This window comes from Acidiplasma sp., assembly GCF_038728925.1.
Taxonomy (GTDB): domain Archaea; phylum Thermoplasmatota; class Thermoplasmata; order Thermoplasmatales; family Thermoplasmataceae; genus Acidiplasma; species Acidiplasma aeolicum.
The window spans coordinates 33,691-54,970 of the sequence record NZ_JAVYSZ010000010.1 but is presented as its reverse complement, the minus strand read 5'-3'; the positions used below and the strand labels follow the sequence as shown (position 1 = coordinate 54,970).

Annotated in this window: 25 protein-coding genes; 7 read left to right on the top strand and 18 right to left on the bottom strand. The window is 34.1% G+C overall.

What is annotated here, in order from left to right; translation table 11 throughout:
- Window positions 1–85 precede the first annotated feature (85 nt).
- Both QXW15_RS05305 and QXW15_RS05300 read right to left on the bottom strand, forming a co-directional pair.
- Window positions 86–343, bottom strand: coding sequence for a UPF0147 family protein (locus tag QXW15_RS05305; protein WP_082180466.1), 258 nt, complete (start codon window positions 341–343; stop codon window positions 86–88).
- A gap of 4 nt (window positions 344–347) precedes the next feature.
- The gene (locus QXW15_RS05300; RefSeq protein ID WP_048102034.1) at window positions 348–647 is read right to left on the bottom strand and encodes an Lrp/AsnC ligand binding domain-containing protein; all 300 of its coding nucleotides are present in this window, start codon (window positions 645–647) and stop codon (window positions 348–350) included.
- 283 nt (window positions 648–930) lie between these two features.
- Here QXW15_RS05300 and QXW15_RS05295 point away from each other — a divergent pair, with 283 nt between their 5' ends.
- Window positions 931–1,527, top strand: coding sequence for a thymidine kinase (locus QXW15_RS05295; protein ID WP_287954975.1), 597 nt, complete (start codon window positions 931–933; stop codon window positions 1,525–1,527).
- Here the strand turns inward: QXW15_RS05295 and QXW15_RS05290 are convergent.
- The gene (locus QXW15_RS05290) at window positions 1,524–2,249 is read right to left on the bottom strand and encodes a hypothetical protein (RefSeq protein ID WP_156150335.1); all 726 of its coding nucleotides are present in this window, start codon (window positions 2,247–2,249) and stop codon (window positions 1,524–1,526) included. The genes QXW15_RS05295 and QXW15_RS05290 overlap by 4 nt on opposite strands.
- A 127-nt stretch (window positions 2,250–2,376) precedes the next feature.
- Here QXW15_RS05290 and QXW15_RS05285 point away from each other — a divergent pair, with 127 nt between their 5' ends.
- Window positions 2,377–3,279: a homoserine kinase gene (locus tag QXW15_RS05285; RefSeq protein ID WP_287950600.1), complete on the top strand. Its 903-nt coding sequence runs from the start codon at window positions 2,377–2,379 to the stop codon at window positions 3,277–3,279.
- On the top strand, window positions 3,279–4,379 hold the full coding sequence (locus QXW15_RS05280) for an aminotransferase class V-fold PLP-dependent enzyme (protein WP_048102038.1): 1,101 nt from the start codon (window positions 3,279–3,281) through the stop codon (window positions 4,377–4,379). Before QXW15_RS05285 ends, QXW15_RS05280 begins: the two co-directional genes overlap by 1 nt.
- On the opposite strand, the gene QXW15_RS05275 is transcribed toward QXW15_RS05280, so the two are convergent.
- Window positions 4,369–4,965, bottom strand: a complete 597-nt coding sequence (locus QXW15_RS05275; protein ID WP_048102039.1) for a mevalonate-3-phosphate 5-kinase — start codon at window positions 4,963–4,965, stop codon at window positions 4,369–4,371. The genes QXW15_RS05280 and QXW15_RS05275 overlap by 11 nt on opposite strands.
- A 232-nt stretch (window positions 4,966–5,197) precedes the next feature.
- Between QXW15_RS05275 and QXW15_RS05270 the strand changes: the two genes are divergently transcribed.
- Genes QXW15_RS05270 through QXW15_RS05260 form a run of 3 tightly spaced genes read left to right on the top strand, consistent with a single transcriptional unit; the run spans window position 5,198 to window position 7,153 of the window.
- A complete protein-coding gene (locus QXW15_RS05270) occupies window positions 5,198–5,821 on the top strand; it encodes a superoxide dismutase (RefSeq protein ID WP_048102040.1) in 624 nt (207 codons plus the stop codon).
- 17 nt (window positions 5,822–5,838) lie between these two features.
- The gene (locus QXW15_RS05265) at window positions 5,839–6,465 is read left to right on the top strand and encodes an N-glycosylase/DNA lyase (RefSeq protein WP_342790084.1); all 627 of its coding nucleotides are present in this window, start codon (window positions 5,839–5,841) and stop codon (window positions 6,463–6,465) included.
- Between the two features lie 13 nt (window positions 6,466–6,478).
- Window positions 6,479–7,153, top strand: a complete 675-nt coding sequence (locus QXW15_RS05260; RefSeq protein WP_048102042.1) for a hypothetical protein — start codon at window positions 6,479–6,481, stop codon at window positions 7,151–7,153.
- On the opposite strand, the gene QXW15_RS05255 is transcribed toward QXW15_RS05260, so the two are convergent.
- Window positions 7,150–8,568: a THUMP domain-containing protein gene (locus QXW15_RS05255; protein ID WP_052656819.1), complete on the bottom strand. Its 1,419-nt coding sequence runs from the start codon at window positions 8,566–8,568 to the stop codon at window positions 7,150–7,152. The genes QXW15_RS05260 and QXW15_RS05255 overlap by 4 nt on opposite strands.
- Window positions 8,569–8,815: 247 nt before the next feature.
- On the opposite strand from QXW15_RS05255, the gene QXW15_RS05250 reads away from it, so the two are divergent.
- Window positions 8,816–9,370, top strand: a complete 555-nt coding sequence (locus QXW15_RS05250) for an NADPH-dependent FMN reductase (RefSeq protein ID WP_048102183.1) — start codon at window positions 8,816–8,818, stop codon at window positions 9,368–9,370.
- Between the two features lie 60 nt (window positions 9,371–9,430).
- Here the strand turns inward: QXW15_RS05250 and QXW15_RS05245 are convergent, their stop codons facing one another.
- From QXW15_RS05245 to QXW15_RS05185, 13 genes are all read right to left on the bottom strand, one after another.
- The gene (locus tag QXW15_RS05245) at window positions 9,431–10,609 is read right to left on the bottom strand and encodes a mandelate racemase/muconate lactonizing enzyme family protein (protein ID WP_048102043.1); all 1,179 of its coding nucleotides are present in this window, start codon (window positions 10,607–10,609) and stop codon (window positions 9,431–9,433) included.
- 36 nt (window positions 10,610–10,645) lie between these two features.
- Entirely contained in the window at window positions 10,646–12,571 is a 1,926-nt protein-coding gene (locus QXW15_RS05240) for a V-type ATP synthase subunit I (protein ID WP_048102044.1), read from the bottom strand.
- Window positions 12,572–12,576: 5 nt separating this feature from the next.
- Window positions 12,577–12,897: a hypothetical protein gene (locus QXW15_RS05235; protein WP_055040855.1), complete on the bottom strand. Its 321-nt coding sequence runs from the start codon at window positions 12,895–12,897 to the stop codon at window positions 12,577–12,579.
- Window positions 12,898–12,993: 96 nt separating this feature from the next.
- Window positions 12,994–13,623 carry a V-type ATP synthase subunit D gene (locus tag QXW15_RS05230; RefSeq protein WP_082180468.1) on the bottom strand — a complete coding sequence of 210 codons (630 nt, stop codon included), beginning with the start codon at window positions 13,621–13,623 and terminating at the stop codon, window positions 12,994–12,996.
- Complete coding sequence (locus QXW15_RS05225; protein ID WP_054964146.1) at window positions 13,613–14,998, bottom strand: V-type ATP synthase subunit B; 1,386 nt, start codon at window positions 14,996–14,998, stop codon at window positions 13,613–13,615. Before QXW15_RS05225 ends, QXW15_RS05230 begins: the two co-directional genes overlap by 11 nt.
- Window positions 14,991–16,760 carry a V-type ATP synthase subunit A gene (locus QXW15_RS05220; protein ID WP_055040856.1) on the bottom strand — a complete coding sequence of 590 codons (1,770 nt, stop codon included), beginning with the start codon at window positions 16,758–16,760 and terminating at the stop codon, window positions 14,991–14,993. The genes QXW15_RS05225 and QXW15_RS05220 overlap by 8 nt, the downstream gene beginning before the upstream one ends.
- Window positions 16,761–17,069: a V-type ATP synthase subunit F gene (locus tag QXW15_RS05215; protein ID WP_048102049.1), complete on the bottom strand. Its 309-nt coding sequence runs from the start codon at window positions 17,067–17,069 to the stop codon at window positions 16,761–16,763.
- The gene (locus QXW15_RS05210) at window positions 17,070–18,119 is read right to left on the bottom strand and encodes a V-type ATPase subunit (RefSeq protein WP_048102050.1); all 1,050 of its coding nucleotides are present in this window, start codon (window positions 18,117–18,119) and stop codon (window positions 17,070–17,072) included.
- A gap of 9 nt (window positions 18,120–18,128) precedes the next feature.
- A complete protein-coding gene (locus tag QXW15_RS05205; protein WP_048102051.1) occupies window positions 18,129–18,698 on the bottom strand; it encodes a hypothetical protein in 570 nt (189 codons plus the stop codon).
- 6 nt (window positions 18,699–18,704) lie between these two features.
- Window positions 18,705–18,932 (bottom strand): ATPase, encoded by a 228-nt coding sequence (locus tag QXW15_RS05200; RefSeq protein ID WP_048102052.1) that lies wholly within the window; start codon window positions 18,930–18,932, stop codon window positions 18,705–18,707.
- Window positions 18,933–18,987: 55 nt separating this feature from the next.
- Entirely contained in the window at window positions 18,988–19,491 is a 504-nt protein-coding gene (locus QXW15_RS05195) for a ZPR1 zinc finger domain-containing protein (protein ID WP_048102053.1), read from the bottom strand.
- Between the two features lie 2 nt (window positions 19,492–19,493).
- The gene (fni, locus tag QXW15_RS05190) at window positions 19,494–20,537 is read right to left on the bottom strand and encodes a type 2 isopentenyl-diphosphate Delta-isomerase (RefSeq protein WP_048102054.1); all 1,044 of its coding nucleotides are present in this window, start codon (window positions 20,535–20,537) and stop codon (window positions 19,494–19,496) included.
- Window positions 20,538–21,269, bottom strand: coding sequence for an isopentenyl phosphate kinase (locus QXW15_RS05185; protein ID WP_054964150.1), 732 nt, complete (start codon window positions 21,267–21,269; stop codon window positions 20,538–20,540).
- Between the last annotated feature and the right edge of the window lie 11 nt (window positions 21,270–21,280).

Here is a 21,280-nt window from a genome sequence, read left to right as displayed (position 1 = left end):
TATAATATTTTCAAATGTCTGCATCGCTTATATTATTTACAAAAAAATCTATTCATAATTTATATAAAATTAAATGGTTTATTAATTATGATTTTGAAAGTGATTCTAACTTGCTTATTAATGTATATATTGCTGCCCTTCCATGAGACGGTACATTTGGATCATTAGAGATATCATCAAGTTTTGATATTATTGTTGCACACTTTAAATCAAGGCTTTCCTTACCATTTTGTAATTTTTCCTTTGAATCAGATGAAGTTTTTCTGACATTTCTGGGTATAGAAGTGTCCTCTGCTAGTTCATCCATTAGTTCCAAAATTTCGTTATACAATTTTTCATCCATTATATCACCTCATATACACGTCCTTAATGATGGATAACACCATCATTGTTTTTGATTTTTTTATCCCCTGAATATTATTTAACTCCCTAACTATAAATTTTTCCAGGGTCTGGTAATCGGGGAATCTTACCTTGATGAGCAGGTCATAATCTCCTGTAACAACCATGATCTCCTCAACGTTCTTATTTTCGGCAATTTTTTCACCGATATCCTCAACCATGTTTATATCGGCCTCAATGCCTATCATAGCTGTAACTATTTTGTTATCATAGTACTCCTTGAAATTTGTTATCTCTGCCTCCATTTATTCACCCGATATTTTAATTCTTAATGCTATTTAAACACATAATATTTTCTAATAAGTTTTAAATCTCATTATTTTCCCACGGAATTAATATTCATTTATATAATTATCAAATCGATAACCAAAAATTATGGAGATAATAAAAACTTAAATGTAAATTCATTATTTTTACATATGTATGCGATAATTTCTTATAATTATTCCAGCATTATCCATAAAATTATGCAACCAAACATAAGTAATTTATTAAATTAAAATATACACGTATATGAAAAATATCATCATGGGAAAATTAACTGTCATCACAGGGCCCATGTTTTCTGGCAAAACTTCGAGGCTCATAGAATTATTGGAGCGTGAAATGCTTGCAGGGAGAAATACCCTTCTTTTTAAACCTGAAATAGACAAGAGATATGATACAACATATGTAACAACACATAAGGGCATAAGGCTTCCTGCAATAGTTGTAAGCGTTGATAATGATGGCGTTAAAAAAATTAAAACGTTGTCTGAGGGTGTTGACGTAATAGGCATTGATGAGGCACAGTTCTGGGATCACGATTCCATACTTCCAGAGGTTGTCGATTCCATCGCCTCCATGAAAAAAATTGTTTATATAGCAGCATTAAATAAGAACCACCTTGGAATCCCGTTTAAAACTTCACAGGAGATTATAGCGAGGGCCGATCAGGTTTATTCCCTCACAGCTGTATGTGCTAAATGCGGTGAGGATGCAACATTTACACAAAGGGTTATGAATGGCAGGGAGGTATTTGGTGAGGCCATCAAAATTGGTGGGATGGAGAGCTACGAACCCAGATGCAGAAACTGCTTTGTTTTTCCTTCTGTGGAGGATATAAAAAAATTAAATGGGGCCTAAAAAAACTGTAGGCAATCATTAAAATTATCTGGCATATGTATGCTTGCCTTTTTACCGCCACGGTCTAAAAAACCTTTAATTGATATTAGTTTATTAAGTGTGTTTTTGTCCCCCCTGTTAACCAGATAATTATTTATGTTATTAATTTTTGAACCAAGATTTCTGTTGATTAAATTATTAAAATCATATAAAATCAAATATTCATCTGCATCCAAAAGCGTGGAGAGAAAGGATGATGCTGCATCAATATCTGGATTTATACCTGCATATTCAAAATACTGTAAATGTGGAAACATTGAAACTGCAGTTCCAGCCATGGCAACAGGTATGTAGCCATCGGAGGCAAGGGATCCTATGGCATTTCTTTCCGGTATATCCAAAATTGACATTGAGGATCTGTCATAAATAATCCTGGTATTTATGGAGACCATTTCCCTTGATAGACCAAGCTCGTATTTTATTTTTTCATATGTATTTTGAATAATGTTCCCAAGATAGCCCTGCAGCATTGATGAATATTCATAATTATTTAATGAATGATTTTTACCGGTTACATAATTAATGCCCTGTGAATACTGTATTGTAAATATTAATTCGTCATCCGGTATGTTCTGAAATATCTGTAAAAGTATCCTTTCTATTGCCCCAGTTAGATTATTAATATTTACATCCGTGTTTTTAATCGCTGAATCCAGATCTAAATAAATTAACCTCCTTTCCAAATTATCACGCTGGAACATATCCAGAAAAGATATAAAATAATGCATTGTTTAATATTTCTGCACATGATATTACTGATAGTAATATAAAGTTGAATAATAAATTTATTAAATGAAAACATAGCAAAGTATGAAGATTAAGGAGTTAAGTTATTCATCATCCGCCAATCTCGGTCCAGGTTATGATATTTTATCCCTAAGCCATCGTGCCTTTAAGGACGAGGTAGAAATAGAGGAAAATAATACCGGAAAAATAAGAATCTTTTCGGATAATACACCTGAAGACCCCATGAAAAATACGGCGGGTCTTAGTCTTATACAGATTATGAAGGATAGAAAAATTAAATCAGGCATAGATATAACAATAAATAAGGGCGTTCCCGTTGGACTTGGCCTGGGCAGCAGCGGTGCCTCCTCATCAGCTGCTGTAAAGGCTTTTAATAAAATGTTTGATTTAAATTTAACAAATGATGAAATGGTATATTATTCAATGTATGGTGAAATTGCGGCCTGCGGGTCTGCCCACCCAGATAATGTTTCTTCTGGCATATATGGTGGAATGACGCTAATAACATCAACTGAACCAGTCAGGGTCAGAAAAATAGATATTAAGTATAAACCGCATCTAATGCTTGTTATACCAGATATTAAAATAGAGGAAAAAACAAAACTGGCTAGATCAATGGTGCCCAAAAATATAGATATTAAAGATATGGTACGCCAAACCTCAAGACTTTCATTGATGCTTCTCGGGTTTTTAAATGGTGAACGGCAGGCAATAAGAGACGGCATGAATGATGAGATAGTTGAAAAATCCAGAAATGGTTTATTCCCATTTTATGGTGAGATAAAATCAATGGCCATAGATGAGAATGCGGTTTCTGCATGTATTAGTGGTGCGGGTCCAACAATACTTATTTTTACTGATGAAAGAACAAATAAAAATGGCATTATCAGTGGCACTGATGAAATATTAGGTAAATATGGTTTAAATTATAAGATTGTGGAAACTGAAATTGTGGAGGGATATTAATGAACGATATTAGTGATGGTATTTTTGCAAAACCCCTTACATTTCCCATTTACCAGACAAGTTCCTATGTTGTCCCGGGTGGTGAAAAATACCGGTATTCAAGGGAATATAATCCGACAGTTGAAAATGTGGGACTAAAAATTAAGGCAATGGAACATGCTGAGGCATATAACGCGTTTTCATCGGGCATGGGTGCTATCACAACCACGGTGTTATCATTAATACATCCTGGAGATAGGGCGTTGATACACCTTGATACCTTTGCAAGGAGTTACCACTTTTTCACAGAATATTTAAGATCATGGGGGGTTAAAATTGATGTCGCAGATCCGGGAACAGATAATATAATTAAGTCCATAAAAAACGATACAAAGCTTGTATTTATTGAGAGCCTTTCAAACCCAATATTAAGGGTTAATGATATTAAGGCCATATCAGAAAAATGCAGGGAAACGGGTTCATTGCTTATTGTTGATGCAACATTTTCCACACCGGTAAACATACACCCGCTGGACCTTGGTGCGGATATAGTTATACACAGTGCATCAAAATTTATATCCGGTCATAATGATGCAATAGCAGGTTTTGCTGCGGGCAGGGAGGATCTTATAGAAAAAATAGACAACATGAGAAGAACCCTTGGAACATCAATGGATCCGAACACTGCATTTCTTGTAAACCAGGGAATTAAAACACTTGAACTTCGCATGGAGAGGATAAATAAAAATGCGAATATAATTGCGCATGAACTTCAGGATTCAGGCAATGTTAAAAACGTTATATATCCCGGTCTTGATAATCATCCGGATCATGAAATAGCATTAAAATATATGAACGGATTCTCAGGGGTAGTTGATTTTGAAATACAGGGTGATGTGGAAAAATTTTTTAAAAATTTAAAAAATGTTGTGCCCGCAAATACCCTTGGGGGAATAAACACAATCATATCAAATCCATTCACAATGTCACACAGGTCGCTCAATGAAAGTGAGTTAAAAATATTAAATGTAAACAAAAAATTTATGAGATTATCAGTTGGAATAGAGAACCCTGACATTATCATCAAAGATTTATTAAATGCAGCCTCAGCTACTGATTGATTTTATCTTCTATATATTTTATTATCTTTTTCCTTGCAAGCTGATAATTTGTTGAGTCAACGGTAAAAACATCGTATTTTTTTAATAAATTAAGTGTATATTTCTCCATAACCTCATATACAGGAAGCTGCTGCACAAGGCGGTATCCGGGGGAATTAATATGTGTAAATTTTTCCCTGCTGTTCAGCATTTCCTCATGAACATTATGATCAGAGACATAAATATATATTTTTATTATATCATCAATTATATTTTTATCAATAAGTTCTGGTATATAATAAAGTGTCTCAAGTATTAACGGCTCACCATTCCTAATCGCACGGGCAAGGACAGCATTTATACCGCTATACATTATTTTTGACTGTTCATAATATCCTTTAATGATATTATCCTCAGTTTTCTCTCCAAAAAACTGCCATGATTCATATACACTTTTTGATAGTATTTCACCAGCATAGGGCCTTAAAAATTCCCTTAAATAATCCCCAGAAAGAATAATATTTATATTAAATTCTCTGGCCACATAACCTGCCATGCTAGTTTTTCCAACACCCGGTATGCCGCCAATTAATATCACTGGAAACATGACCGTATAATATACATTTATTAATAAAGTTTACAAAATTTTTTGATGCTCATAATTATATAAATTAAAAAATATTAATATGTTTTAAAATAATTATACAAAATTATAAGATTTATATAACTATATTCATTATTTTAAATATTTATATACATAAAAATTGTATATATTATATTTTAAGCTGTAATTTTATCAATAAATTTTTAAATGATAAAATAATACTAAAAGGATAATTATGGCAACAGAAACATGGGAAGTTAAGGAAAAATTAAGACCAAGAGGATTGGACGGCATTTCAGACACACAGATAGACTACCATTTTGACGCCCATTATAAAGGATATGTTGCAAAGTTGAATGAAATATGGTCAAAATTACCTTCTGTGGACCTTTCAAAGGCAAACCAGAACTACAGTGACCTTAGGGAGATGAAGCTTGAGGAAACCTTTAACTATGATGGTTCAATGCTACACGAATATTACTTTGAATCACTAACAAAGGATCATGTTGAGATGCCAGCTTCTGTAAAAGAACAGATAGAGAAGGATTTTGGTAGCTATGAGAACTTTGTTGCACTTTTCAAGGCCACAGGAACAGCTTTCAGGGGCTGGGCACATTTAATATTTGATTTAAACTACGGCAAATTAAGGGTTGTTGGTGCAGATATACACAGCGCTGCAGCAATATGGAACGCACTTATGATACTTCCACTGGATGTTTATGAGCATGCATATTACGTGGATTACGGCGCAAAGAGGGCCCCATATCTTGATGCCTTCATGAAGAACGTAAACTGGAAGGTTGTTGAAAAAAGACTTGAAAGGGCAAAAAGAGTTTACGAAGCTTTTAAGAAAGAATAAAAATTTTAATTTTTTTTATGTATAGCAATTTATTTATCGATAAGGTAAATGAAATAAGGGATAATTATTTTAACAGTATTGAGGAACGTGTTGCAGATTTTAAAAATATGGGAAAATCCAGAAACAGATCGCTTTTTATTGAATTAAGCTTCTGCATACTGACTGCAAATACATCAGCCGAGATGGGCATAAGAACACAGAGGTATATAAATGAGGGGTTTATAGACTATGATTTGGAGACTTTAAGATCAGAACTCAGGAAGATAAAATATAGATTTTACAATAAAAGATCAGAGTATATAGTAAACGCCAGATTCATTATACCGGATTTAAAAAAATTATTAAGGAACAGGGACAGATATTACGTGCGGGAATATCTTGTTGAAAATATCAAGGGTGTTGGATATAAGGAGGCTTCACATTTTCTGAGAAATGTTGGTATTTTTGATTTTGCAATACTTGACAAGCACATAATGAAATTACTGCATAATTTCGGATTTTTCAATGATATAAAGATAAAATCAGGAAAGGATTACAAAAAATATGAGGAAATTTTTAATTCCATTGCATATGATTTTGGAATGGAACCGGGAATTTTTGATCTGTATTTATGGAAGATGGCTACAGGTAAAATTCTTAAATAGGCAGTGATAAAAATTGAGGGTTATAGCAACACACGAATATGTTAAAAATTTTATAAAGCATACAGGGGATAAATTACCCATGGTTATTGGCAAATGCCTTGATGATACCGTTTCAAAGATGGTGTATTTCAAAAACAGGCATATAATAAACAGGGATATAACAATAAAGGCCCTGAGAAGTTATACTGCACTTTTAAAGGATGAACTGCATAAAAACTGCATATCTCTGGAAAATTCTGATTTAAGGTATTATTATGCCATGGGATGGAAATTTATAAACGCATTTAAAAAAAGCGTAATATATGAAAATTCACTGTTAAGGGATAGAACTAGAATAATTATAATAAATGATGAGGCCGGAATATATGCACAGCCAGATTTTGTGGATTACGAAAATAAAACCATATATGAAATGAAAAGCTTTTCACTAAAACCCCTACCTGAATATGTCAGGCTGCAGGCAAGAGTCTTCCAGCTTGCATATCCAGATTTCAAAACTGTGCTTATTGCCTTTCCACGGGATCAGGATTACATAAAGGTGCAGAACATTAAATTAAGGGAGTATAAGGATGTTACAAAAAACAGGCTTTTAAGGGAAATATATAATTTCACAATGCAAAATGGGAGGGATATGGATATGTTCACTGCCATTGGAAACAAGAAATATATTAAATATAAACTTGATTAATTTTTTTGCATGGATTTCAAATCCCTTTCTGAGACATAGTATGCATTAAAACCATGTTTTGACATAATGGAAGCAGCATATGCACTGTTCAGTCCCTTCTTACAGTAAAATACATAATTTTTAAACCTGTCTGCATGTTCAATAAAATTTCTAAGCTCACCGAGGTTTAAATTTATGGCTCCGGGTTCATGCCAGTTTTCATAATCAGATCCTGATCTAAGATCAATGAATTCAACATTATCAAGTTCGCCCCTGAATCTTTTATTTTTTATTGATTTTATATAATCATCTATTGTATTTTTATCAATTTCAACAAGCTCCTGCATATAATCTTTGACATTGAATTTTTTAATTTCATTGTAAAAATCCTTATGGTTAACTATTATTCCCGGATTTTTTGAAAAAAGAGAACAGAATTCTGCTGATGATTGATTCATAAATAAGGATTTTGATTTTGAATAATTAATGGTTTCCTCCTTATCAAAACCTATTAAAGGCCTGTAAACTGGATATTTTATCCCCTCGGATATAAGCATAAGATTCTGTGGGGTTTGAGATGAAACCTGCCCTATTGATTCCCCAGTAACCATACCATTATATCCGTATTTCTCGCATAAATATTCAGCGTATTCATACAATAGTTTTTTAAAAATTATATTTGTATACATTTGATCTGGATGCTCAGATATGGCAGTAACCAGTTTTGACCCATCAATTATGAATATTTTTGCATTATAACCTATTGAATATTTATCCAAAAGATTTTTGGCCGCCATGAGCATCTGAACGGTATCCACTGGATGCGCAAGGCTGCAAAATAATAAGTCTGTGGCAGAACCACGTTTCATAACCATATATGTGGCCACCGGTGAATCTATACCTCCAGAAAAAAGCGATAATAATTTACCCTCAGATTTTAATGGAAGACCCCCTGGACCTTCTATCTTTTCGGTAAATAAATAAAATCTATTATCCCTTATTTCTATGTATATCCTTATATCTGGATGTTCAAGATCGACACCTGCAGAGTATTTATACAGCGCATCCCCAAGAATTTTTTCTATATCCATTGATGTAAAACTGTGTGATCCACTTCTTTTAGCAGACACTGCAAATTTTTTCCCTGAAATCATGCCAGAAAATTTTGAAACTGTAATGCTTACAATTTCCTCAATGGTTCTAAATTTAAATTCCTCGGCATGTGAGAATGATTTTATTCCAAAAATTCTTGGAAGTATGTCGTATAATAATTTAGAATCAGTAAATATATATATTCTTCCGTCACTTTTTTTAAATTCTGGAAATATATTATAACGTTCCAGTTCGGATTTTATATTCTGTATTAATATATTTTCCATCTGTCTTCTGGATTTTTCACCCTTTAACCCTATTTCAGAATATCTTATAATGAACATTTGATTACACATTTTATATTTGTATTTATTAATTATGAATTTTGAACCCATAACAGGTACTGTAGCCAGAAGATATTTGAAACCACTCACAAAAGGTTCATCAAGAATTATGTTACTATAAAATTATTCCAAACAGGATATGATAGAATATTTTATTAATCATGTCAGAAGATTCAAGTTGAATAATATAAATTCACTTTACTTCTATATAGCAAATGTTTATAATTTATACTTATATCTTAACTGCATGGAAAATACACACATACTTGGATTTGGTGGTAGCCTTAGAAGGCAATCCTATAATACATATTTGTTAAAAGCTTGCACGGAGCTAATGCCAGATGGATCTGAACTTGAAATAGCAGATATATCAAATCTCCCATTCTTTAATCAGGACATGGAGAATAATTACCCTGAAAATGTTAAAAATTTTAAAAATAAAATCAAAAATGCAGATGGCATTCTAATAGTAACACCTGAATATAATTACTCTGTTCCGGGCTTTTTGAAAAATGCAATTGATCTTGCATCAAGACCATACGGTGATAATTCTTTTGATGGAAAACCTGTGGCAATAATGAGTGCCTCAATAGGTATGATAGGTGGTGCAAGAGCACAGTACCATCTAAGACAGAGCTGCGTTTTTCTTAACATGATACCGGTAAACAAACCTGAGGTTATGGTACCATTTGCACAGCAGAAATTTGATGAAAACGGAAAATTAAATGATGAAACTGCAATCAAATTTATGCGTGAACTATTGCAAAATCTTGTGGATTTAAGCAGACAGCTAAAAAAGTAATAAGGTTTTATAAAAAACGCCAGTATATAAATAATATTTATAAAATTTTTAAATAATTAATTATTGCTTAAATGTGCCTGAAACAACCCATGGTGGTTCATTAGGGTTTAGTGGTTCCATGGCTTCGGTTCTGCTCTCATTTAATATTTTTTCATTAACCTCTATTCCAAGACCTGGTTTCCCAGATAGCCTGAAAAAACCATTTTCTATGGTGTATCCCGTAAATAAGGATTTTTTCCACTCGGGCCATGATTCCTCAAAACTTTCCTGTATAAGGAAATTTGGAATTGTGTAATCAACATTAAGCGTGGCCGCTGTCTGCACAGGTCCAAAGGCATTATGAAATGCCACAGGAACGCCAAAGGCATCAGCAACAGCAGCTATTTTTTTGCCCTCAAGTATTCCCTTTGAATTTGTTATATCTGGCTGTATGATGTCCACCATGCCAGATGAAATAAATCTGGCAAAATCCTCCTTGTTTAAAAGCCTCTCACCAAGGGCCACCGGCGTGTTTACATATTTTTTAAAATCATAAAGCCCGAATTCAAGTTCCGGATGCACCGGTTCCTCAATGAAAAGTGGATTGTATGGATCCAGCGCCTCCCCTGCCATTATGGCGTATTTTGTTGAAAACCTGCCATGGCATTCTATTAATAAATCTATATCATCACCAAGTTCCTCACGCATCTTTGAAACTATGCTAACTGAATGTTTTAATCCCTCTGTGGATAGTTTATCATAATTATTTCCAAATGGATCAAATTTAAATGCTTTATATCCTTTATTTACCAGTTTTTTGGCCTTTGAGACAAAATCTTCTGGTTCCACACAGTCAGAATACCATCCGTTTGCATAGGCCTTAATTTTATCATTAAAAACGCCACCAAGCATCTTATAAACTGGTGTTCCAAGATCCTTTCCAATAAGATCCCATGAGGCTATTTCAAATGCACTTAATGCTGCTGTTTCCTCTATAGATTTGGATATATAAAAAGCATTTTTGTAATATTCCCTGTTGTTTGCCTCTATATTGTAATAATCCTTATCCTGAAAAATCCTTGAAACCTCCTTCATGCTTTCAAGCACCGGATGTGTCATTAATGTTGTTGGTGCCTCTCCATAGCCGACATTTCCGTTTGACGATGTTAGCCTTAAAATGAGTATGGTTGAGCTCCATGGGGATGATTTTTCTTCGGGAGACCCCAGCTCCAGAATATCTATATTTGTTATTTTTTCCATATTATTAAAATATTTTCATATAATATTAATATTTCTTTATTTTGTCCTGTCAAATTTTCTTAATGTATATTTTCTGTCTGTTTTAAATGGATGGAACTGTCTTCCGTTTCCGAAGTAAAACTTTGAGAAAAATTCAACGTATAAAAGCCTTGCCCCCTGTATGCCTGGTTCAAAAACAGCTATGATTAAATTGAATAACTGTCCAAATATAAGTATTATTAAACCAAGAACCACAAAGTAAATTGGTCCCGAAAGTGTTGACACAAATACAGTGTTTATGACAAGGGCCAATACAACAGATGCCAGGAGTATACCCACAATCCTTGTATATGATAGTATATGACTTATTATGGATGGAATTTCCATGAGGCTCTGAGTCCCCTCAAAGGCAATAATCAGGACAAAGCCCACTGCAAACATTATGTAACCCAATAATGATGAGAAATTTGTAGGCGACAGTGATATCCTGTGTATTAAATTAAGACCAAGTATGGCAAGAGCCCAGGCAAGAAGTATCCAGCCAAACTTTGCAACTGATTCTTTTTTATGATTTATATAAATATTATTAATAATGCCAAGTATAAAACCAAATGTAACCAGTCCAAGACCAATATATCCTGAAATTAAAAGCAATTTTCCTATATAAATAACCGGAATCGGCCTCTGTGCCACATGAAATGGTGGGTAAATTGTGAAGCCAAAGAAGGCGTTAAAGTAAAGTCCAACAGCGATTGCAATTATGGACCCTGGAATAAGTGCCTTGGCCAGATTCATTAATGCGTTTTTACCCATTATCATAAAAACAAAATTCGTTAATTTTTTTGGTATATGGCTAACTGCCGGTGGATGGTTAAGTCTGTGAATTATAAAAAGTGAGAATAATAATATAACAAGGCCGTAACCTGCATCACCAACCATAACACCAAAGAATATTGGAAATATTATGGCAAATATCAATGTTGGGTCTATTTCATATTCCTTTGGTAATGAATAAAACCTGATGAAAAACTCAAATATTTTTAAATGCTTTGGATTTGAAAGCTGTGTTGGTGGGTCCTCCTTTGTTTTTATCTTCTGTATAATTACCTGATTATCTGTATCTTTTTCTATTATATACATGGTTTTATCAAAATCCTTCTGTGCTATCCAGCCCTCAAGTGCAAATACATTTCCTGTGGCTGCTATCTGACCTGAAATCTCTGCCTCCTTGTATTCAACCTCAAGCTGTTCCTCTATCTGGACTATTTTCTCATAATATGTATCTGAAATTTTGTTTAATTCGTTGCTTATAATCTCAAGATTTTTCCTATCCTCCTCAATTTTTTTATTGCAATCATTAATTATCTTGCTTGGTGTGCCATTAAATTCGGGTATGTGTAATATTTGAGATGATAAACCCGATAATGATGGTAAAAATTTATCCTCATATTTTCTATTTATGGTAACAAGATAATAATTACCGGTTCGTATTTTATTCATGTAGTCTGCCGATAATTTTTCAATTTTATCATTTACCTCTATTAAAAAGCTTTCAACGTATGAATTATTCAATGCTGATACATCTATATTAAAATCCTTAATTATGGTGAATATTCTTATAAAATTCTCATTTTCCCTTATATCTCCAAGATATGCATCCTCTTTTGATTTTAGGTCATTTAATTCATCCTTAATGTTTATTTTTGATATTTCTGATATTAAATCATTGTATGAATTAAAATAAACCTTATTTTTAATAGGTTTTTTTGGAAGTATGGATATATATCCCCTGAATTCAGCAAGATAATCTGATATTGTTTTATAATCCTCCTCATTTACCTGCCTGTCAAATATTTTTATTACTGATGGATCAACATTTTCAATTTGCATCACGCCAAGGTCGTGAAGGTCATCTATAATAACATCCTTTTTTTCTAGTGTACCAACCACGCGGATTTTTACCATTTTTTCTGGCCTTAGCATAAAGCTCACTCTTTTATATAATCTACAAGTTTCTTAAATACATAATCCTCTATTTCTTTATTTGAGAGATCTAATTTCATTACTTCTGATTTTGCCTTAACACGATCCGTTGCGTCTGCAAGTTTTTTCTTTTCTTCATCCTTTATTTCCTGCATTGCCTTATTATAATTATTGATTATTTCATTTTCCATATTCTTAGCCCTATCGTTGCATGTATTTTTGATCTCGTTTAGTTCTGCCTCCTTTTCCGATTTTAACTTCTCAATTATTTTTTTATTTTCTTCCTCCTTATCCTTAATAACCTTTAGCTGATCTATTTCTGTCATTTAAATAACACCACCGCCATTATAATTATAAATACCACTGTTGCCATTATATTAATAACGAATAAAGTCTTTTTTATGGTTCTAAATTTTTCTAAATTATTCTTCATTTTCAACCACGTGACTTTTAACAAATTTTAATGTTGAGAATGAATCTCTTTCCCTTTCATCCAGATGTTCCTTTATTATCTTTAAATTTAAGTTTAATCTGGGTATCATTATATTTTCTATGGCATTTGACCTTCTGTTGGTTTTATCTATTTCATACAATAATTTTCTCATTGAACTTTCTTTTTGTGCAATTACAAGCAATTCACTGAAAATTTTTTTAAATGTTAATATTGCATCATAAACAGACACCGGTACAGATGAAACGAGATATTCATTGCTAAGTGTATTTTTGCTTATATTTACATTTAAATCTGGTATTTTTACACCCATAATGTTTTTTGTATTTATTAACACCTCAGGATTTGATGACATGTATGATACCCTTTCAATTTCAAGGGTACCGTCTATAATCTCTGACATTTTAATTTCATTTATCCCAAGTTCAATATCATTTCTTACATTTTCCCTTAATCCCTTTATTTCACTGTTAATCTTCATAAATTCCATGACAAGTGCTGCCCTTTTCATTTTCAAAAGATCAAGTCCTCTGGATGCAACCTTGATCCTTTTTTTGGTATTCATTAATTCTATTCTTGTTAATCTAACATTATTTGCCATTACTATCCCATTTGCCATATTTTGATATATGAGCTGATTTAACCTTTTTCATTTCCTCAACAGGCAGCACTGAAAGAAGGTCCCAGCCCAGGTTTAATGTTTCCTCTATTGACCTGTTTGCATCACCCTGATTAACATATCTATTTTCGAAATCATCGCCAAATTTAAGGTATAATTTATCGGTTTCACTCAGTGCCTCCTCACCGACTATTTCACTCAGTGATCTGGCGTCCTTACCCTTGGCATAGGATGCATATAGCTGGTCTGCCAAACCACGGTGATCCTCCCTTGTATGGTCTGCACCTATACCCTGATTCATCAATCTTGAAAGGGATAAAAGCACATCGACCTCAGGGTAAATATTTTTCCTGTTAAGATCTCTTGATAGTGTTATCTGCCCCTCTGTTATATAACCGGTGAGATCTGGAACAGGATTTGTTATATCATCCCCGGGCATTGTTAATATTGGTATCTGTGTTATTGAGCCCTTCCTGCCTTTTATTTTTCCAGCCCTTTCATATATCGTGCTTAAATCTGTATACATGTATCCTGGATATCCCCTTCTTCCCGGTATTTCATCCCTGGAGGATGAAATTTCCCTCAGTGCCTCACAGTAATTTGTCATATCTGTTAAAATAACAAGGACGTTCATATCCTTCTCATATGCAAGATATTCTGCTGTTGTTAATGCAACCCTTGGCAGAATAATCCTGTCCATTGATGGGTCAGAGGCAAGATTCAGGAATATAACCGAGTCTGATAATGCCCCAGAATTCTGGAACTGCCTCATGAAATAATTGGCCTCCTCACTGGTTATGCCTATTGCTCCAAAGACCACACCAAATTTTTCACTGCCGTTAAGTGTGGTTGCCTGCCTGGCTATCTGCGTTGCCAGCCTGTTATGTGATAGCCCTGCACCTGAAAATATTGGCAGCTTCTGTCCCATGACAAGGGTATTCATGCCGTCTATTGTTGATATACCAGTCTGTATAAATTCACTTGGTTCCTCCCTTGAATATGGATTTATTGCAGCACCTGTTATATCCACCTTTTCCTTGGAATATATTTTTGGCCCGTTATCTATGGGTTCTCCAAAGCCATTAAAAATTCTGCCAAGCATATCATCTGATACTGGAAGCTTAAATGTGCTTCCAGTTAATTTTACACCGGTGCCCTGGGGGCTCATGCTTGTTGTGGAACCATATACCTGAACGACAGCCACACCGTTTCTTGTTTCAAGAACCTGGCCCTTAACCCTCTCACCACTGTCCAGAATAACATCCACTATTTCGTTGTATGATGCATTTTTCACATCGTTTACAAATAGAAGCGGCCCATTAATCTGGCTAATTGATTTATAAATAATTTCAGACATTTTGAACACCCTCTATGATTGTGCCGTATTCATCGGCTATTTCCTTAATTATATCATTATAAAATTTCTCGAAATCCTCCTCCTTTACTTCCTTCATTCTTGATATTTTTGCCCTGACTGGCAGTGCTGAGGTCTGGGATACCTTTCTGCCTGAATCTATTGCCTTTTCCTGATAATCATTTAATGTTTTAATAATCATTAACATTTCGTACTGTTTTTTAATTGAACAGTAGGTATCAATGTCATCAAATGCATTCTGCTGCAGGAAATCCTCTCTTATTACCCGGGCAATATCAAGTATATTTTTCTGCTTTTCTGGAAGAGAATCATAACCAACAAGCTGTACTATCTCCTGAAGCTCTGCCTCCTTCTGAAGTGTGCTCATCATTAATGAATGAACGTCCATCCATTTTGGATCAACATTGTTCTTAAACCATCCTGATAATGAATCGAGATACAATGAGTAACTGTTGAGCCAGTTGATTGATGGGAAGTGCCTCCTTGATGCAAGTGATGCATCCAGTGCCCAGAATACCCTTGTTACCCTTAATGTGTTCTGGACCACAGGATCAGAAAGATCACCGCCTGGAGGTGATACCGCACCTATTAATGTAACAGATCCGACCCTGTCATCTTCAGGTATTATCTGGGCATTTCCAGATCTCTCATAAAATTCAGATATCCTTCTGCCAAGATATGCCGGATAGCCCTCCTCACCAGGCATCTCCTCCAGCCTTCCGGATATTTCCCTTAAAGCCTCAGCCCAGCGGCTTGTTGAATCTGCCATTAATGCGACATCATATCCCATATCACGGTAATATTCCGCAATGGTAACACCGGTGTATATGCTTGCCTCTCTTGCTGCTACCGGCATATTTGATGTATTTGCAATTAATATTGTTTTTTCCATAAGTGGCTTTCCACTCTTTGGGTCCTGAAGTTCCGGGAACGTTGTTAAAATTTCTGTCATTTCATTGCCACGCTCACCACAGCCAACGTAAACAGTTATATCTGCGTCAGACCATTTTGATAGCTGATGCTGAATTACAGTTTTTCCAGACCCAAAAGGCCCCGGGACGGCAACGGTTCCACCCTTTGCAACAGGAAAGAATGAATCTATTACTCTCTGACCTGTAATTAATGGTATTTCAGGTGCGAATTTTAAAAATACCCTTCTGGCCTTCCTTACGGGCCATATCTGTTTAAGCTTAATTTCATAGTCGTTTTTTTCATTTTCTATTATGCATACTGTATCAGAAACCTTAAACTTGCCCTCCTTAATTTCCTTTATTATGCCCTTAACACCCTCAGGCACCATTATCTTATGAACTATCAGTTCTGTTTCCTGAACCTCTCCTATAATATAACCCTGGTTAACCTCATCACCCTCCTTTAAAATAGGTTTGAAATCCCATTCCTTATTTTCATCAAGTGGTGGTGCTGAGGCTCCCCTCACAATAAAATCCCCTGTTTCCGATTTAATTACATCCAGTGGCCTTTGAATACCATCATAAATTGATTTAAGGAGCCCTGGACCGAGCTCAACTGAAAGGGGCTTTCCAGTGGAATATACAGGCTCACCGGGTTTTAACCCGCTTGTATCCTCATATACCTGTATTGTTGATTTATTATCCACAATTTTGATTATTTCACCCACAAGTCCGAGGTTGCCAACCCGGACAACATCAAACATCTTTCCATTAACATCTGTTGCAACAACAACCGGACCAGAAACACTATAAATTATACCTTTATTCTCCATTTAATCACCTATATCTATTCCCAGTATTCTTTTGGCAAGTTCATATACCGATTCCTCTTCTGTTACGCCTGGAACAGGGATAAATACCACAAGAGGATTTATTGAGGTATTATACAGATTTAATTCATCCTCCTTTAAATACTTTTGAATTGACTGTGAGGCAAGAATAACATTATACTTTCCTGACGAAAATATCTCCCTCAGTTTAAGGGCTGCCTCATTAATATCAACTATGAATGTATCATTAATTCCTATGAGCTTAAAGCCCATCGCAACCTCTCTTTCTCCAATTACACAGATATTATCCATTTACATCAGCATCCTTTCTATTAGCTTCCTGTCAAGGTTGTATGATTTCCCGATCAGTATTGTCCTTAAATTATCTCTCTCCCTTTCTGCTGTTAGTATATATCCAAGTATAAATGGGGCTCCAGTGGTTCTCATCATTAATGGAAGATATTTTTCAAGAAGTGCCTTTCTCATTGATATTTCAAACATTGACAGGCTTCCATATTTTTGGTAATATTCTATGGCATCCTCAAGGTCATAGTCCTTAAAGACTTTAAGTACATCAACGGTGTTATTTGACCTGAAAAGATCTGATAATATATTTTTTGTTAAGTTTCCATTGTCTATTAAGTACCTTTCAATGCTGTCATATGATACCTTTAACTCTATGCCTTTAATAACAGTTAAAATATTTTTTATATCTATATACTCCTTTGTATAATTTATTAATATTCCCTCATCACCGTTAAAAAATTTTGCCTGATCTGCCAGTTCATTATAATAATGAGAATCAAGGGAGGAAAGCAGCGGATAAATATCTCCGGTTTTTTTGAACTCGTCTATATACTGCAGCAGATAATTATACCCATATGAAACTAGGTAATTTACAAGGGATTCCACATCAGGCCTGGAGAGCATTGACCTAAAATCCTCATAACTTAAGTTACCGGCAAAAATACCAAGTGGAATATCCCTGAAACTTATGATAAAACTATCGTTATATTTAATTTCATGCTTTATTATCTTTGATATTAAAATCGCCTTGATAGATTCAATGTCCCATTTTGATATATATGTTTTTATATAATTCTTAATTTCAGGAGGCACTGCAAATATTGCAATTCTGGAATTATTTATTATATGCCTGTTTATGGCAGCTATTAGAATATCAAGCTCTGATGAATTTATTACTGATGATTTATCAATATCATCCTTATAGGATGTTTCATAAAGCCGCAATTTAATATCTTTTATTTCAAGGTCAAGAAGTGATTTTATAAATTCATTGCCTAGGAAATCATTATAATGAACCTTTAGCCTTCCAAAACTTCCAGAATATGCAGTGTTCATTTATCACACCTATTTTACATTTTCATAGAAGTAAGCAAGTATGTCATCAGAAATTTCTTTAAATATTGTATTTAAGGTTAAATCCAGCATTTTTAGGCGGTCTGGAGAATATGCTATGATTCCCGATTTTATTCCTGAATTTGCCTCTACATTTTTTGGATTTACCTTATTCATGGCCTTAATTTTTTCCATATCAGATTCTGAGCATTCAACAATAATGTCCTTACCGAGCTTCTTAATTGATGTATCAACCATAATTTCTAGCAATTCCGGATATCTTGAGGATTTATTTAGTGAGGTTATATATGATTTGGCCTTATCAAGTGCTGAATTAATTATTTCCTTTTTCTTATTATCTATTATCTGCTTGATCTGAATTTTAATCTGGTCCTCATACTGCTTTATGATTAATTTTGAATCATCTTTTTGTTTTAGCGCATAATATTCCTGCAGTTCCTTTATTTTTTTATTGCATGCTTCCCTTACGTTCTTAATTTGCTCTTCATAGTACTGATTGATTTTTTGAATTTCATCCTCCCGGGACCTGTCTATTTCATTTAATATGCTTTCAAGGGACATAGAGCATCATATTACATGCAGAAGCAGTATTATACCGAGCACAAAACCTATAATCCAGAGGGTTTCCGGAATAACAAAGAAGAACAGAACCTGACCAAACTTTTCTGGCTTTTCTGCTATTATACCCATACCGGCCGCACCAATACCCTGCTGAGCCATACCAGTACCGATAAGACCCCCTGCTATTGCTATTGACGCAGCTATTGCTAACAAAGCATCTACAGTTGTAACCATAAATATCCAAGTGAATATTAAAATGCTTTATATAAAATTATTTATTTTTGCGAATTTATATAGGCTTTTCGATAACTTTTGCCTTGCTGCTGTTTATTTTGCTTTTACCGCTGTCATCGTCTATAATTATTGTGATTTCCTCACTGTTACTTTTTAGTATATTATTTATGCGTTCCTCAAGAACTTTAGTTTCCTTATTATTGCCCATTAATGATAATTTTTCCTTAATACTTGTTATTATTCCCTCGGCTGTTGTAATATAACCATTGGATGCTATTCCCGGGGATATTTCTGCATCTATTTCTGGTATTTTTATATATGCATCAGGGGACCTGTATATTATTGTTTTAAGATCATTCTTGCCGGTTATCCTTAATAGCATGACCTTGGGTTTTTCCCTTTCATGCCTCTGTATTGATACGTTTTTATAATAGCATGTTTTGCATGTATATGTTTTTATTGTAATTTTACCCTCATAAGGAATTTCGGTATCATATTCTATGTAATACAGATAACTGTTACAGTTTGGGCATTGCTTATCTGTTAATGTTTCATTCATATTTACACCTCAAACCATGATAATAAAGGTTCTAATAATATAAACTTTGCCTTTTTTAATGATTCAATATTGGGCGATGATGTAAGAAACATTGTTATTTTTATGTCCCTGATTATATTATTTATATGATTTTTCAATTCATCATATGATGTATCTGCGTCCTTCAGGAAATTTCTGGCCATGCCAGCCATTGTGGCGCCCATAATTATTGATTTTGCTATATCCTGTCCGTTTCTGAGGCCACCACTACCGATAATTGGTAAACCCACATTACAGTATTTAATTGATGCTGGCGATGGTATGCCCCAGTTCCAGAATGTTTTTCCAGAGTGCATTTTTTCCTCGTCCTTTATTTTTAATGCGCGGTAATATTCTATTGCCGCGAATGAGGTCCCACCAAGACCCCCAACATCAATGGCCTTAACACCTGCATCCTTCAGGGCCAGTGCATCCTCATGGGAAAATCCATTTCCGGTCTCCTTGGCAATAACAGGATAAGACCCTGCAAGCTCCTTAATTCTATTGATAACGCCTCTTGCGTTTCTATCTCCCTCGGGCTGAACCATTTCCTGTAGAAAATTAAAATGAACAATCAAATAGCTTGCGTTTATTAAGTTAAAAATATAGTCTATATCCCTTGATGTAAGCGCCCTTGATGATTGGTCTATTAACTGTGGTGCACCAATATTTGCAAACTTTGCGGGTATTTTATAATCATTTATTACAGAAAATGTATCCTCCAGATTTCTATTCTCTATAACAGCCCGCATGCTACCTACGCCCATGCCAATATTAAATTCCTCTGCGGCCCTTGCAAGGTTCCCGTTTATTTTTTTTGCCTTTTCAGTACCGCCTGTCATGGAAGATATTATAAATGGATATGCAAAATCCGAGTTTAAAAACCTTACCCTGGTATCTATTTCATCATAATTTATTTCCGGCAATGCCCTGTGTATTATTCTTATATCATCCCAGTAATTATGCTCGGAAGTTACATTTTCGTTTTCTGCTATGTTTATGTGCTCCTCCTTTCTATTTTCAATCAATTATACCACCGTTCCATAAAAATTATCTTTTCCTATATCTTTTATTCTCTCTGGATATAATCCATTTATTAAATAAACTTTTATGCCAAGTTTTGAAATTTTAACCATTGAATTGTACTTATTAATAATTCCACCAGTAACATCTATTGAATCATTTTCAAAATTAAAATCTTTATTCACTGTTTTTAGCAGTTTTGCATCCTTATGTATTTTTGGATTTTTATCAAATATACCATCAACATCACTAAAAAATATAACCTTTTCCGGCATGAATATTCTTGATAGATCATAAATTATATCATCTCCAGAATATATGCCAATGTAATTTCTATTTTTTATGTAAACATCTCCATAACTCACAGGCATAATATTATTTTTTACATAATACCTAAAGATGTCATAATTCTTTTTTTTGCCATAAATATATGCTGATGGTGGCACCGGTATATTTCCCATGCCGTACTCTGAAAGAATTTTTGAAACCCTCATATTGAGATCTGACATATCATAATGTATAAGGCTCATGTAATATAATGACCTTTTATTAAGCCTGCCCGGTATGTTATATTCCTTGGCCATTATGTGGCCAAAAGATCCGCCTCCATGTATAATAATAAATTTATCTTTAATTTTTGATATTTCAGCAATAATTTTTCTTGTCCTATCCTCCTCAAATTTTCTGTATGTTTTTTTGTCTGTAATTATACTGCCACCAAGCTTTAATATTATCATACAAGCTAAAT